16 protein-coding genes are annotated in these 13,347 nt (G+C 52.5%); 14 read left to right on the forward strand and 2 right to left on the reverse strand.

Annotated features, from left to right (window positions below; genetic code table 11):
- Positions 1 to 131 precede the first annotated feature (131 nt).
- The 14 genes from H8S75_RS25870 to H8S75_RS25935 all read left to right on the forward strand — a co-directional run bounded on the left by H8S75_RS25870 (position 132) and on the right by H8S75_RS25935 (position 10,878).
- Entirely contained in the window at positions 132 to 641 is a 510-nt protein-coding gene (locus H8S75_RS25870; protein ID WP_187023984.1) for a pyridoxamine 5'-phosphate oxidase family protein, read from the forward strand.
- A 48-nt stretch (positions 642 to 689) separates the two neighbouring features.
- Positions 690 to 2,066 carry a dihydropyrimidinase gene (gene hydA, locus H8S75_RS25875; RefSeq protein ID WP_187023985.1) on the forward strand — a complete coding sequence of 459 codons (1,377 nt, stop codon included), beginning with the start codon at positions 690 to 692 and terminating at the stop codon, positions 2,064 to 2,066.
- 45 nt (positions 2,067 to 2,111) lie between these two features.
- Positions 2,112 to 2,888, forward strand: coding sequence for a selenium cofactor biosynthesis protein YqeC (gene yqeC, locus H8S75_RS25880; RefSeq protein WP_187023986.1), 777 nt, complete (start codon positions 2,112 to 2,114; stop codon positions 2,886 to 2,888).
- Positions 2,889 to 2,909: 21 nt separating this feature from the next.
- Positions 2,910 to 3,254: a winged helix-turn-helix domain-containing protein gene (locus H8S75_RS25885; RefSeq protein WP_187023987.1), complete on the forward strand. Its 345-nt coding sequence runs from the start codon at positions 2,910 to 2,912 to the stop codon at positions 3,252 to 3,254.
- A 150-nt stretch (positions 3,255 to 3,404) separates the two neighbouring features.
- Positions 3,405 to 4,439 (forward strand): molybdopterin-binding protein, encoded by a 1,035-nt coding sequence (locus H8S75_RS25890; RefSeq protein ID WP_187023988.1) that lies wholly within the window; start codon positions 3,405 to 3,407, stop codon positions 4,437 to 4,439.
- A gap of 1 nt (position 4,440) precedes the next feature.
- A complete protein-coding gene (gene moaC, locus H8S75_RS25895) occupies positions 4,441 to 4,929 on the forward strand; it encodes a cyclic pyranopterin monophosphate synthase MoaC (RefSeq protein WP_187023989.1) in 489 nt (162 codons plus the stop codon).
- Entirely contained in the window at positions 4,926 to 5,930 is a 1,005-nt protein-coding gene (gene moaA, locus H8S75_RS25900; protein ID WP_187023990.1) for a GTP 3',8-cyclase MoaA, read from the forward strand. The genes moaC and moaA overlap by 4 nt, the downstream gene beginning before the upstream one ends.
- A gap of 4 nt (positions 5,931 to 5,934) precedes the next feature.
- Positions 5,935 to 6,378 carry an MOSC domain-containing protein gene (locus H8S75_RS25905; protein WP_002602720.1) on the forward strand — a complete coding sequence of 148 codons (444 nt, stop codon included), beginning with the start codon at positions 5,935 to 5,937 and terminating at the stop codon, positions 6,376 to 6,378.
- Positions 6,357 to 6,848 carry a MogA/MoaB family molybdenum cofactor biosynthesis protein gene (locus tag H8S75_RS25910; RefSeq protein WP_187023991.1) on the forward strand — a complete coding sequence of 164 codons (492 nt, stop codon included), beginning with the start codon at positions 6,357 to 6,359 and terminating at the stop codon, positions 6,846 to 6,848. Before H8S75_RS25905 ends, H8S75_RS25910 begins: the two co-directional genes overlap by 22 nt.
- A gap of 30 nt (positions 6,849 to 6,878) precedes the next feature.
- Positions 6,879 to 7,679 (forward strand): selenium-dependent molybdenum cofactor biosynthesis protein YqeB, encoded by an 801-nt coding sequence (gene yqeB, locus H8S75_RS25915; protein WP_187023992.1) that lies wholly within the window; start codon positions 6,879 to 6,881, stop codon positions 7,677 to 7,679.
- On the forward strand, positions 7,679 to 8,515 hold the full coding sequence (gene modA, locus H8S75_RS25920) for a molybdate ABC transporter substrate-binding protein (protein WP_187023993.1): 837 nt from the start codon (positions 7,679 to 7,681) through the stop codon (positions 8,513 to 8,515). Before yqeB ends, modA begins: the two co-directional genes overlap by 1 nt.
- A gap of 45 nt (positions 8,516 to 8,560) precedes the next feature.
- Complete coding sequence (modB, locus tag H8S75_RS25925) at positions 8,561 to 9,229, forward strand: molybdate ABC transporter permease subunit (protein ID WP_187023994.1); 669 nt, start codon at positions 8,561 to 8,563, stop codon at positions 9,227 to 9,229.
- 9 nt (positions 9,230 to 9,238) lie between these two features.
- Positions 9,239 to 10,285: a sulfate/molybdate ABC transporter ATP-binding protein gene (locus tag H8S75_RS25930; protein ID WP_187023995.1), complete on the forward strand. Its 1,047-nt coding sequence runs from the start codon at positions 9,239 to 9,241 to the stop codon at positions 10,283 to 10,285.
- A gap of 17 nt (positions 10,286 to 10,302) precedes the next feature.
- On the forward strand, positions 10,303 to 10,878 hold the full coding sequence (locus tag H8S75_RS25935; RefSeq protein WP_187023996.1) for a nucleotidyltransferase family protein: 576 nt from the start codon (positions 10,303 to 10,305) through the stop codon (positions 10,876 to 10,878).
- 97 nt (positions 10,879 to 10,975) lie between these two features.
- Here the strand turns inward: H8S75_RS25935 and H8S75_RS33150 are convergent, their stop codons facing one another.
- The gene (locus H8S75_RS33150) at positions 10,976 to 11,104 is read right to left on the reverse strand and encodes a hypothetical protein (protein WP_279288722.1); all 129 of its coding nucleotides are present in this window, start codon (positions 11,102 to 11,104) and stop codon (positions 10,976 to 10,978) included.
- Between the two features lie 197 nt (positions 11,105 to 11,301).
- Positions 11,302 to 13,110: a bifunctional 3'-5' exonuclease/DNA polymerase gene (locus tag H8S75_RS25940; RefSeq protein WP_187023997.1), complete on the reverse strand. Its 1,809-nt coding sequence runs from the start codon at positions 13,108 to 13,110 to the stop codon at positions 11,302 to 11,304.
- Between the last annotated feature and the right edge of the window lie 237 nt (positions 13,111 to 13,347).

A 13,347-nucleotide genomic window follows, 5' to 3' on the forward strand; every position in this document is an offset into this window, starting at 1 on the left:
CGTTTCTCCGCCTGAAACGGTTGTATGCAAAAGAAAAATAAGGTATACTGAAAATAAGTTATTTCATTGAACATTCACAGAAACTTATGCAGTGTTGTGCTTATGCATGCGAGCGGAGAATGGAGGCCGTCATGTTCAGAGAATTGAGAAGAAAAAATCAGCAGTTATCGGAAACGGAAGCCAGGAGTATTTTGAAGAACGGAACCCATGGAGTGCTGTCTGTCCAGGGAGACGACGGTTATCCGTATGGTGTTCCGATGAATTATGTGTACGGGGACGACGCAATCTATTTCCACTGTGCAAAGGAAGGCCATAAGATGGAGGGCTTTCGGCGCTCCGATAAGGTTTCTTTTTGTGTTGTGGGAGAAGATGAGGTGATACCGGAAGCATTTTCGACCGCTTATACCAGCGTGATTGTGTTTGGCAGAGCCGTGATTGTGACGGATGAGAAAGAGAAGCGGGAGGCATTAAAGCTTCTGGCGGAACGATTTTCCCCGGATTTCGGGGAAGAGGGCGAGGCAGCGATCCAAAGCGATTGGAACAATGTCTGCGTTGTACGGCTGAATATCGAACATTCGGTGGGAAAAGCAGGCGTGGAACGGATTAAGCAGGAGGAAGCCCGATACGCTTCTTTCCTTTAACTGACAGCGCTGCGGGTATTCAGACAGCAGAAAGGAAGGATTTATCCCATGAAAAAAGTATTAAAAGGCGGTACCGTGGTATCGGGTGATGGCTGTAAAAAAGCTGACGTTCTGGTAGAGGATGGGAAGATCGGAGCCGTGGCTCCGGAGATTACGGACGAGGAAGCGGAAGTGGTCGATGTGTCGGGGAAGCTTTTATTTCCGGGATTTATCGATGCTCATACCCATTTTGATCTGCATGTATCGGGAACGGTCACTGCGGATAATTTTGAGACTGGAACGAAGGCGGCCTTATCCGGCGGCACAACCATGATTATTGACTTCGCAACACAGTACAAGGGAGAAAGCTTACATAAGGCTCTGGAGCACTGGCATGAAAAGGCCGACGGCAACGCGTCCTGTGACTACGGCTTCCATCTGGCCATATCCGACTGGAATGCCGAAATCAGCGAGGAACTGAAACAGATCGTGGACGAGGGAGTGACTTCTTTTAAGATCTATATGACCTATGACGATATGGTGCTGGATGACAAGTCCATCTACCAGGTCTTAAAGCGGCTGAAGGAGGTCGGCGGAATCGCCGGCGTTCACTGCGAAAACAAGGGAATCATCGAAGCTTTGACAGAGGAAGAGAAGGCGAAAGGCCACCTCACCACCGACGCGCATCCGAAGACGAGACCGGCCGTGGTGGAGGCGGAGGCGATCAGCCGTCTGCTCAAAATCGCGGATCTGGTACATACGCCGGTTATCATCGTGCACTTAAGCTCGGGAGCCGGTTATCAGGAAGTGAAGTATGCGAGGGAACGGGGCCAGGAAGTGATACTGGAGACGTGCCCGCAGTACCTCGTTCTGAATGAAAGTGTCTACAGCTTACCGGATTTTGAGGGAAGCAAGTACGTGATCGCTCCTACCATCAAGAAGGAGACGGACAGCACAAGGCTGTGGAACGCCATCAGAAAAGACCATATTCAGACGATTTCGACCGATCACTGCAGCTTCACCACCGGCCAGAAGGCGGCGGGAAAAGACGACTTTACGAAGATCCCCTGCGGCATGCCCGGAGTGGAGTCGAGGCCGGCTCTGATCTACAGCTTCGGCGTTCTGGAACGCGATTTGAAGCTGGAGCAGATGTGCCGTCTGCTCTCCGAGAACCCGGCGAAGCTTTACGGGGTATACCCGCAGAAGGGAGCCATTGCTCCCGGAAGTGACGCGGATATCGTTGTCTGGAACCCGGATACCGAATGGACCATGTCCGTGGAGAATCAGGTAGCCAATGTAGACTACTGTCCGTTCGAGGGCATGAAGGTGAAGGGAAAGGCGGAGCAGGTTTACTTGAAAGGTGAACTGGCCGCCAGGGACGGAAACGTGGTACTGGAGAAGAAGGGAAGCTACGTTCCGAGACAGCGCCGGATGGAACTGGATTAGGGAAGCGAGGGCTGAACTGCTGCTGAATCGAAAGGAAAAAGAAGTATGATCGTTTACAGTTGGGAACATGACGGACTTCGGGAGCGCCCTACTCTGTGGGAGGCGTTAAAGCTTTCCGCGGAACGCCACAGGGGGATTGCCCTGACCGGCGGAGGCGGAAAGACGAGCGTCATGTTCCGGCTGGCGGACGAACTGGCGAATATGGGAAAGACGGTCATTGTGACGACGACGACCCATATTTTTCATCCGCCGGGCCGGAATGTGGTGGAGACTGACTGCGCAGAGGACGCGGCGAAGCGGTTGGAGAGAAATGGTTCAGTCCTCGTGGTCGGTGTTCCTGGGGCTGACGGTAAGCTTAAAAGCCTGCCCTTAGCCGAGGCTGCCAGGCTGAAGGAACTGGCCGACGTCCTGCTGTATGAAGCTGATGGGGCCAAGCAGCTTCCCATAAAGGTTCCAAAGGACGGAGAGCCTGTGATACTGGAGTGTACCGACGCCGTTATCGGCTGTATGGGACTGGACTGCATCGGCGGTGAGCTGGAGGAATTCTGTTTCCGCACAGAACAGGCTGCCGAACTGCTGGGTCTGCAGAAAGAACCGGATGGATATTGCAGTCACCGGATCACATGCGGCGACGCGGCGAAGATTCTCACCAGTGAATCCGGTACGAGAAAGCTGGTGGGAGAAAGAGACTACCGGGTAGTGATGAACAAGGCGGATAATGAGGAACTTATAGCGAAGGCAGTCAGGATAGCAGGAGATATGGAACGGCTGCATCCGGTACCGTGCGCGGTGTCCTGTTTTCTGCGCGGGGACCATTTGTAGCAAAAGAGAAAGGCGGCGAAGATGGAGCAGGAGAAAATACTGCGTTTCCATATGAAACTCAGGCTTTACTATGAGGAACGGAACTTTGGGCCGGGAGTCGCGGGCCTGATGCAGCTTGTGCGGGAACGCGGTTCCTTATCGGCCGCGTGCCAGGAGATGCATATGGCATATTCCAAGGCCTGGAAGATCATACACAAGGCGGAGGAGGACTTAGGCTTCCCACTTATGGAAGGAAAACGCGGCGGCGAAAATGGCGGAACCACGGTTTTGACCGAAGAGGGAGAAGCGTTTTTAAATAAGTACTTACGGTTTGTGAACGAAGCAGAAAATGCGGTTGCAGAGTTGTTTGAAAAGTATTACAGTTAGACAGGAGTATGGGGACGGGCAATATCCCATTTTAATTTTATTATGGATATTCTCGCTTGAGAATATCGCTGCGGCATGGAGGGGCTGCCTGCAGCGATAAAGTAAGGATTAAACCGAGATTAAAAAATCAAGGATAAAGGAGCAGGAGTCATGAGAGAAATCAGGACAGAAGATGCGGTTGGTCACGTACTGTGCCACGACATAACGCAGATCATCCCGGGGGTGATCAAAGATGCGAAGTTTAGGAAGGGTCATGTGGTAAGGTCGGAAGATATTCCGGTGCTGCTCTCGCTGGGCAAGGAGCATTTATACGTCTGGGAAAAGGACGAGTCGAAATACCATGAAAATGAGGCGGCTGAGATACTTTGCGGCCTGTGCAGAGGCGATTATATGGAACGAAGCGGAGTGAAGGAAGGAAAGATTGAACTGACCTCCACGGTCCGCGGGCTTCTTAAGATCGATACAGAACTGCTGGACAGAATCAACGGACTGGGGGAGATGATGATCGCTTCCAGGCACAACAACACCCCGGTAGAGCCGGGAGACAAGCTGTGCGGAACCCGTATTATACCGCTGGTCATCGAAAAAGAGAAGATGGAGAAAGCCGTGGAGGTCTGCGGCGGAAAGAAGATATTTACCATACTTCCGTATCAGGACAAGAAGGTGGGAATCGTGACGACGGGAAGTGAAGTCTATCACGGACGGATCAAAGACGCGTTCGGCCCTGTCCTGAAGGAAAAGGTGAGGGAATTCGGCGGGGAAGTGATGGGACAGACGATTACGGATGACAATCCGGAGCATACGAGGAAGGCGACCCTGGAATTTATCGCACAGGGAGCCGACATGGTATTGGTGAGCGGCGGAATGAGCGTGGATCCTGACGATAAGACGCCACTCGCTATCCGCAGCACTGGAGCGCGTGTCGTATCGTACGGAGCGCCTGTGCTTCCGGGGGCCATGTTCCTGCTTGCCTACTATGAAAAGGATGGCCGCCAGATACCGGTGGCAGGCCTTCCGGGCTGCGTCATGTACGCCAGGCGCACGGTGTTTGACCTGGTGCTGCCGCGCCTCATGGCGGATGATCCTGTGACGAAGGCAGAGCTGGACAAACTGGGAAGAGGCGGACTCTGCCTGTCCTGCGAGGTCTGTCATTATCCCAACTGCGGATTTGGAAAGGGCTGGTAAGATGGAAGGACTGACACATTTTGATGAACACGGCAACGCCCGCATGGTGGACGTAGGAGAGAAGGCCGTGACGGACAGAATCGCAGCGGCGCATGGCTTTATTCACGTAAACCGTGAGGTCTATGAGGCTATAAAACAGGGAACAGCCAAAAAAGGAGACGTGCTGGGCGTGGCGCGCGTGGCCGGAATCATGGGGGCGAAGAGAACTTCTGATCTTATACCGCTCTGCCACGTGCTGATGCTGACGAAGTGTACGGTGGATTTTATTCTCCATGATGACAGGATGGCAGTGGAAGCCGTCTGTACCGTCAAGACCAGCGGAAAGACCGGCGTGGAGATGGAAGCCCTGACCGGTGTAAATGTGGCTCTGCTCACGATCTACGACATGTGCAAGGCCATGGACCGGGGCATGACCATGACGGATATCACTCTCCTGCTGAAGGATGGCGGGAAGAGCGGCCTCTACCGGAAAGATGGAGAACGCCTATGAGAGACGGCAATGGAAGAAAGATCGATTATATCCGCATTTCCGTGACGGATCGGTGCAATTTGCGCTGCCGCTACTGTATGCCGGAGGAAGGCATCGACTTAATGCGCCACGAAGACATTCTCACCTACCAGGAGATTTTAAAGATCGCAGAGACTGGGGCAAGACTCGGGATCAGACGCGTGAAGGTGACAGGCGGGGAGCCGCTGGTGAGAAAGGGTGTCTCCCAGCTGATCCGGGAACTGAATGCGATCGAGGGAATGGAAGACGTGACGTTGACCACGAACGGCCTTCTGCTGGGGGACATGGCTCCGGAGCTTGCGGAGGCAGGACTTTCCAGCGTCAATGTCAGCCTGGATACGCTGGATCCGGAACGCTTCAGTCAGATTACCAGGCGGGACCGGTTCGTGGATGTCATGAAAGGGATTGAATCCGCTGTCAGGAGCGGACTGAAGGTGAAGATAAACTGTGCGGTGATGGAGCATTTGAGCAGGGAGGATGTGCTCGCCTTCACCGAATATTCGGTGAAAAGCGGGATTCCTGTCCGCTTTATCGAGATGATGCCCATCGGACAGGGAAGAAAGTACCACGCCATGGATAATGAGGAACTGCTCAAAATCCTTTCTGAGGAATACGGCGATTTAAGGGAAAGCACGGAGCCGAGGGGAAATGGACCGGCGGTCTATTACACCTATGCATCGGGAGCGGGCTGTATCGGACTGATCAGCGCCGTTCACCATAAATTCTGCGGAAGCTGCAACCGGGTGAGACTGACGTCGGATGGGTTTTTAAAGCTCTGCCTCGACAGTCCGGCCGGAGTCGATTTGAGGACACCGCTGCGCAGCGGCTTATCTAATGAGGAATTAAGATGCCTGATGGAACAGTGGATCAGAGTGAAGCCGGAAAGCCATCACTTCCTTTCCCCGGAGGGACGTGAGGGAGAACTGCCGCTTTCCGACGGTACAAGGGAAAAATGTTTAAATATGAATCAAATCGGAGGATAAAAACATGGGTCAGGTTATGGCTGTCTGCATCAGCGAGAAAAAAGGGACACAGAAAAAGGGAATTTCAGAGGGACATTTTATAGAGGAATTCGGTATTGAAAATGATGCACATGCGGGAAAATGGCACCGCCAGGTGAGTCTGCTGTCCTATGAGACCATCGAGGCATTTAAGGAGCGGGGAGCCGAGATCGGCGACGGCGCCTTCGGTGAAAATGTGATTGTGAAGGGGATCGATCTGGTCCGCCTTCCTGTGGGCACCAGGCTGTCCTGCGGCGATATCCTTCTGGAGGTGACGCAGATTGGCAAGGAGTGCCACAGCCACTGCGAGATTTTCAAGAAGATGGGGGAATGCATTATGCCTGCCAACGGGATTTTTACCCGGGTGCTGCATGGAGGCGTGATGAAGGAAGGGGATGAAATAAACGTATGTACAGAGCAGGAATCGTAACGCTCAGCGATAAAGGCGCGGCAGGCGAGAGAGAAGATAAGAGCGGAGCCGTGATAAAGGAAATTCTGGAGTCAGCGGGCTATGAGGTGGTGGCTCAGAGTCTGCTTCCAGATGAGGGAGAGGCGCTGAAGGCGGAGCTCATCCGCCTGAGTGACCAGGTGCAGTGTGATCTGGTGCTGACGACGGGCGGAACCGGATTTTCCAGGCGGGATGTGACGCCGGAGGCCACGATGGCGGTAGCAGAGCGGAATGCTCCGGGAATCGCGGAGGGGATTCGTGCCTACAGCATGACCGTGACGAAACGTGCCATGCTGAGCCGCGGTGTGAGCGTCATCCGCGGAGGCACGCTGATTGTCAATCTTCCGGGAAGCCCGAAGGCGGTTCGGGAGAGCCTGGAATACGTGCTGGATACGCTGCCGCATGGTTTGGACATCCTGTCGGGACGCGGCGGAGAGTGCGCCAGGAAGTAGAAAGAGATTGAGTGAAAGGAAGAGAGTGTTGTGGAAAAAGTCTTGATAAAAGGGGCCGGAGATCTGGCAACGGGAATAGCCTGCCGCCTGCATCGCTGTGGATTTTCCGTAGCGATGACTGAAATTGCGGTTCCCACAACCGTGCGGAGAACAGTCGCATTTTCCCGGGCGGTTTATGAAGGAAATGCCCTGGTGGAAGATATTGAAGGGGTACTTTGCCGAAATACGAAGGAAATAGATAACACTGTAAATCAGGACAAGGTAGCGGTAATTGTCGATCCGTCGTGTGAGACGTTAAAATCCTGGAGACCGGATATCGTGGTGGACGCTATCTTAGCCAAGGTGAATCTGGGATCAAAAATGTCGGATGCGGATATTGTCATCGGTGTCGGCCCCGGATTTACGGCAGGTGAGGACTGTCACGTGGTGGTGGAGACGAAACGCGGCCACAATCTGGGACGCTGTATCTGGGAAGGCAGTGCATTTCCGAATACGGGTGTCCCCGGAATGATTGGAGGATACGATAAGGAGCGCATTATTCGCGCCGAATCTGACGGTATATTTACGGGAGATGTGAAGATCGGAACGTTGGTTAAAATGGGTGACGTGGTAGGACACAGCGGAGAAACTCCCATATACGCAGAGGTGGGAGGCGTTGTACGAGGACTGCTTCAGGATGGTGTGGCAGTGACAGAGGGAATGAAATCGGGAGATATCGATCCAAGGGGTGTCGTCGAACACTGCTGGACCATTTCCGATAAGGCAACCGCCATAGGGGGCGGAGTGCTGGAAGGCATCTTTCATATAAAGAAGAAAAGGGGAGTAAAATAGTGAAAAAAGCAATCTTATTAGCAGGTGCATTAACAGTGGCGATGGCGGCGCTTACCGCTTGTGGAGGAACAGGAAAGGCTGAACCGGAGACGACAACACAGGCAGCTTCAGAGGCAGCAACAAAAGCACAGACCGTGACCATCGCAGCGGCAGCAAGTCTGGAAACCTGTTTGAGAGATGAACTGATTCCATTATTTGAAAAGCAGAACCCTGGTTTTACAATCGAGGGAACGTATGACAGTTCAGGAAAACTTCAGACCCAAATCGAAGAGGGGGCCGGTATCGACGTATTCTTTTCGGCGGCGACGAAACAGATGGATGCTTTAGATGACGAAGGCATGATTCAGGGCGGAAGCGTCAGGAATCTTCTGGAAAACAAGATCGTTTTCATCGTACCAACCGGTGACGAAGGAAACTACTCCTCTTTCGAGGATATTGCAAAGGCCGAAAACGCAGCGCTCGGAGATCCGGACAGCGTGCCGGTAGGCCAGTATTCGAAGGAAGCGCTGACCAACCTGGGACTCTGGGATGAGGTGCTTGCTAAGGCCAGTCTGGGAACGAACGTAACCGAGGTTTTAAACTGGGTTGCAGAGGGAAGTGCAAAGGCCGGAATCGTATATGCAACAGACGCAGCGCAGACCGATAAAGTAACGATCGTGGCGGAAGCACCGGAAGGAAGCGTTAAGAAGGCGATTTATCCAGCAGGCATCATCAAAGACTGTGAAAATCCGGAGGGCGCAAAGAAATTTATCGATTTCCTGGCCAGCAGCGAAGCTATGGATATCTTTTTAAAGAACGGATTCGCAGCGGCAGACGGGGCCGTGAATGGTAACTAAAACGCCGAGGGTTCATAATGTGCCAGAGATAAGGAGGAGAAGCAAGTGGATTTGTCACCGGTTCTCATTTCACTAAAGACATCAGTTATATCGATTATTTTCACATTTTTTCTGGGAATATGGGCGGCCAGAGCGGTGATTGCCCTGAAATCAGAACGGGCAAAGGCTATACTGGACGGAGTACTCACACTCCCTCTCGTTCTTCCTCCAACAGTGGCCGGGTTCTTTCTGCTTTACATATTTGGAGTGAAGCGTCCGATCGGAAAGCTGCTTCTTGCTGTATTCAGCTATAAAATCGTGTTTACCTGGCAGGCAACGGTGCTTGCGGCGGTGGTGATATCATTTCCGCTTATGTACCGTTCTGCAAGGGGCGCGTTCGAACTGGTCGATGAAAATGTCTTAAATGCGGCGAGAACCCTGGGGATACCGGAACGGAAGGTTTTCTGGAAGATTCTTATGCCGATGGCCATGCCGGGAGTTCTCTCGGGCGGTGTTCTGGCTTTTGCCAGAGGACTGGGAGAATTTGGAGCAACGGCCATGATCGCCGGAAATATTGCGGGAAAGACGCGGACGCTGCCCCTTGCCATCTATTCAGAGGTGGCGGCGGGAGACATGGAGGGAGCGGGGAAATACGTGATTATTATTGTTGCCATATCCCTTCTCATCGTGGCAGGCATGAATACGGCCGCCGCAGGCAAAAAGAAATTTTCGTAGGAGTGAGCCATGAGCCTGAAGGTAGAGATCAAGAAAAAATTGAGGGATATGACTTTAAATGTCGCCTTCGACACGGAGAGAGATTCCGGAATCACAGGGATCTTAGGCGCTTCGGGATGCGGCAAGAGCATGACCTTAAAGTGCGTTGCGGGAATCTTCACACCGGACGAGGGAAGAATCGAGTTAAATGGCCGTGTGCTGTTTGATTCGGCAAAAGGGGTCAACGTAAAAATTCAGGACAGAGGAGTCGGTTATCTGTTTCAGAACTATGCATTGTTCCCCCACATGACCATACGGGAAAATGTGGAGATGGCCCTATCCTGCCCCAAGTCAGAGCGGCGCGAAGCCGCCATGCGGTATCTGGACATGTATCATATCGGAGAACTGGCGGACCGGTATCCTTCCAGACTATCGGGCGGCCAGCAGCAGAGAGCTGCCCTGGCCAGGATTATGGCATCGAAGCCGGAGGTGCTGATGCTGGACGAACCATTTTCCGCTCTGGACTACTATCTGAAGGAGAAGCTTCAGTTGGAACAGCTGGAGGAACTGAGAAACTATGACGGTGATGTACTCCTTGTTACGCACAGCAGAGATGAGATATATCGTTTCTGCAGTACAATCCACGTGATCAACGAGGGTGAAATTGTGGTGTCGGGGGCCGTAAAGGATGTCTTTAAAGAGCCTGAGACCGTGTCGGCGGCCAAGCTGACCGGATGTAAAAACATTCTGGACATCAAATATGTGGATGCCCACACATTTTACGTGCCAAATTGGGATATTCAGGTTATAATGAGAGACAGAGAAGTCCCAAAGGACAGGCCGTTTATCGGAATACGCGCCCATTACTTTACCGCCGCCCATGAAGCGGAAAAGGAAAATGTGATGGAGTGCCGCTTAAAGCAGATTCTGGATGACCCCTTTGAGGTTACACTTATTTTGGAAAATGATCTCTGGTGGAAAATACCGAAAGGGCGCTGGAAGGATGATATGAAAGAGCGGGTGCCGGAGCGCCTGGTAGTTCCGGAGGAGAGTATTTTCTTTTTAAAGGACAGGTAGAATGGAGGATTTGGCGGATGAAACTGACTCTTATACTGCTGGCAGCAGGAAACAGCAGGCGGTTTGATGGAAACAAGCTGCTTACCCCGTTTCACGGGAAGCCAATGTATCAGTATATCGTGGAGGAGGTGGAAAAACTGCCGGATGGCCTTTTCGATGATAAAATCGTAGTAACACAGTATCAGGAGATTATGGAAGACCTGGAAAAAAGGGGGTATGTGGTGGTAGAGAACGTACAGAGCAGTCTGGGAATCTCTCATTCGATCCACCTGGCCCTGGAAGCCGCGGCATCACCGGGCGGTGAAGAAGCCTCGTACTGCTTCGCGGTCTGTGACCAGCCGTATCTGAAGGCGGCCACCATAGAGGGCCTGATCGAAGGCTGGAAAAACAGCAAAAGAGGAATTGGCTGTCTGTGCAATATGGGTGAGTTCGGAAACCCCGCGATTTTTTCGGAGGCATACAGGAATGAGCTTCTGGCGCTGGAAGGCGATGTGGGAGGAAAACGGGTTCTGCGCAGGCATATAGACGACCTCTATCTGCATGAAGTGGATGATGGCCTGGAACTTGTGGATATTGATGTGAGACCTCTATAAGGAAGGGGGCATGCTTCTTACGCTTCCGGGGCTTTTGGAAGCCGGAGGCAGGGACATCTGGGGGAAAATGAGAGAGAAGTATCTCCTCTCGTTCCGGTCACAGCAGGTTGCGGAATTCGGCAATGCGGTCTCGTGTGTCGGGAAGATTCTGAAGGTCTGTCCGGAAAAGGAAACGACGATCATTCCCCTTCTTTTGAATATAGATGGTCATACGTTTCTCCATCACGGTGTGCCGTCTCCGGAATGCCGGAATGTTGCAAAGGGACATATTCTGGAATGCTTTCTGGAACAATTCCCAGGTTCTGCCTATAGAGAGGAAATGGCAGCCTTTGCAGAATGTAACCTGGAAAATGACAGAAAACAGGTGTGTGCCAGGGCGCGTCCATTTGGCGACTGCCGCGAGGGTCAAAACCCCGTAGCCTGCTACGGGGTTTTTGACTTGCCTGCCCAGGAATCAGCGGCCTTTGCATCCGCTTCACAGGGAACATCAGGGAGTATCGCACGCGCGGCTTCTTCCATCGTATTTTTTAACAGAACAACCGCATCGTCCACTTCCTCTTCCGGGACTTCCATCAGGATTTCGTCGTGGACGATGCCTACGATTTTCTTGTCACTTTCCCGGATCCGGGAGGCCAGAAGGCCGAGGGCAGATTTCAGAATATCGGCGGCCGTGCCCTGAACCGGAGTGTTGGCCAGATCGGCCAGACCTGTGTTTGGAGAAAACAGGAACCTGCGTCCTGTGAGCGTCCGGCCTTCCAGGGGATGGCTCTCTCTTAAGTCATGGTGCCACCAGTTGATCCCGTGGTAATTCTGAAAGAAGGCACTGCGAAACTGTTCTGCTTCTTCTAATGTCATATCTACGCCATAGGACTGACTCGAGTACTGTCTGAGTCCTTCCGCGCCCATACCGAATATCAGACCGAAATTCACAGCCTTTGCAGCCTGACGCTGCGCTTTTGTTACCTGACTGATCGGAACATTGGAAATCAGGGAAGCGGTGAGGGCATGGAGATCCTCGCCTTTCTGACAGGCACTTTTCATTCTGGAATCACCGGAAATCTGTGCCGCTACGCGCAGCTCGATTTGGGAGTAATCGGCAAGAACCAGTTTTCTTCCATGGGGTGCTGTAAAGCAGCTGCGAAAATCGGCTTCCCGCGGAATCTGCTGAATATTGGGATTGTAACAGCTCATTCTTCCGCTCCAGGCGCCGATCTGCATGTATTTCGGATGGAGCCGGCCTGTCTCGGGATGAATCTGGGCCGGAATGGGATGGAGGAAGGAAGAGAGGGATTTGGAGTGCCTTCTGTATTCGGTCAGCGCCTGTACCAAAGGCTGGTTATGGTAGAGAGCCAGGCTTCTTCGCGATGTGGAGTTGACCGGGATTCCGTACCGGTTCAGTAGTTTGAGCACATAGGGATTACTCTCAAAGTTGACGTCCAGGGCTTCCTCGCCGCCCCACAGGGTAAGCTGGTACGTGGGAGTGCCGCTGTAGGTATAGAGGGTTTCCAGAGCATCGTTATACTGTTTCTCGGTCTTCCTGCAAAGCGAATCCCACTGTTCCAGATCGAGATTGATTCCGTCATATTCTGTATGGGCGATGGCGGAAACGCAGGCAAATTCAATGGAGGCAATCCGGTCGAGACTGTGATGAGCCAGGAGCGGCTTCATCACACCGTACAGCTTCAGCAGAATCCCTGCATCCAACGCGGCATAGGCCAGCTGGGATCCGGTCAGAGAAGTGCTGTCCCAGGGGCCTGTCTGCTCTGTCTTATCCATCCTGATGCCGAGATAGTGGTCCGCCACCGCCGCCAGGCCCGCCCGCAAAGGACCGCCGCACGGCCGGAGTAATTGAGCGGCCAGCATGGTATCGAAGACTGGAAAGCATTCGATTCCAATACCCATGAGAAACTGTAAGTCAAACTTGGCATTGTGGAACAGCTTTTCCGAAGGGGTGTCCAGAAGCTCTCTTAAGCAGGAAATTCCATCAGGGAGAAATACCGCACAGTCAAAGATAAGCACAGGAATACCAGGAGCGCTTATCTGGATCAGACGGAGCCGGTCGCTGTGCGGGTCGAGCCCGGTAGTCTCTGTGTCTATGGCGAGGAGCGGCGCTTCTTTTATTGCCTTCTGGTAGGGAAGCGTGTCGGAGGGGGAAGAAATAACCAGGTAGTCAATGGATAATCCGGTATTATCTGTCGGTGTGGCTTCGGGTGGCGTGATTTTATTTTCCATTGACGGCTCCTCTCTGTTTCGTTATAATAGAACGTACGTTCTTGCTTCTTCCAGTATACTATATTGTGGGCGGAAATGCAATTAATAATGTGGTATTTTACTATATTAGGATTGTGAACCAATGTCATTTAGTTTATGAGGGTCAACAGAGACTATTCATTGTCAGATAGTTGCGTAACAGGCTTAAGAGAGGGTATAAACAGTTTCCTATGCGGGACATGCAGAGAATAGAAGGAA

Origin of the sequence: Hungatella hominis (assembly GCF_014288005.1) — a bacterium.
Classification (GTDB): domain Bacteria; phylum Bacillota; class Clostridia; order Lachnospirales; family Lachnospiraceae; genus Hungatella; species Hungatella effluvii.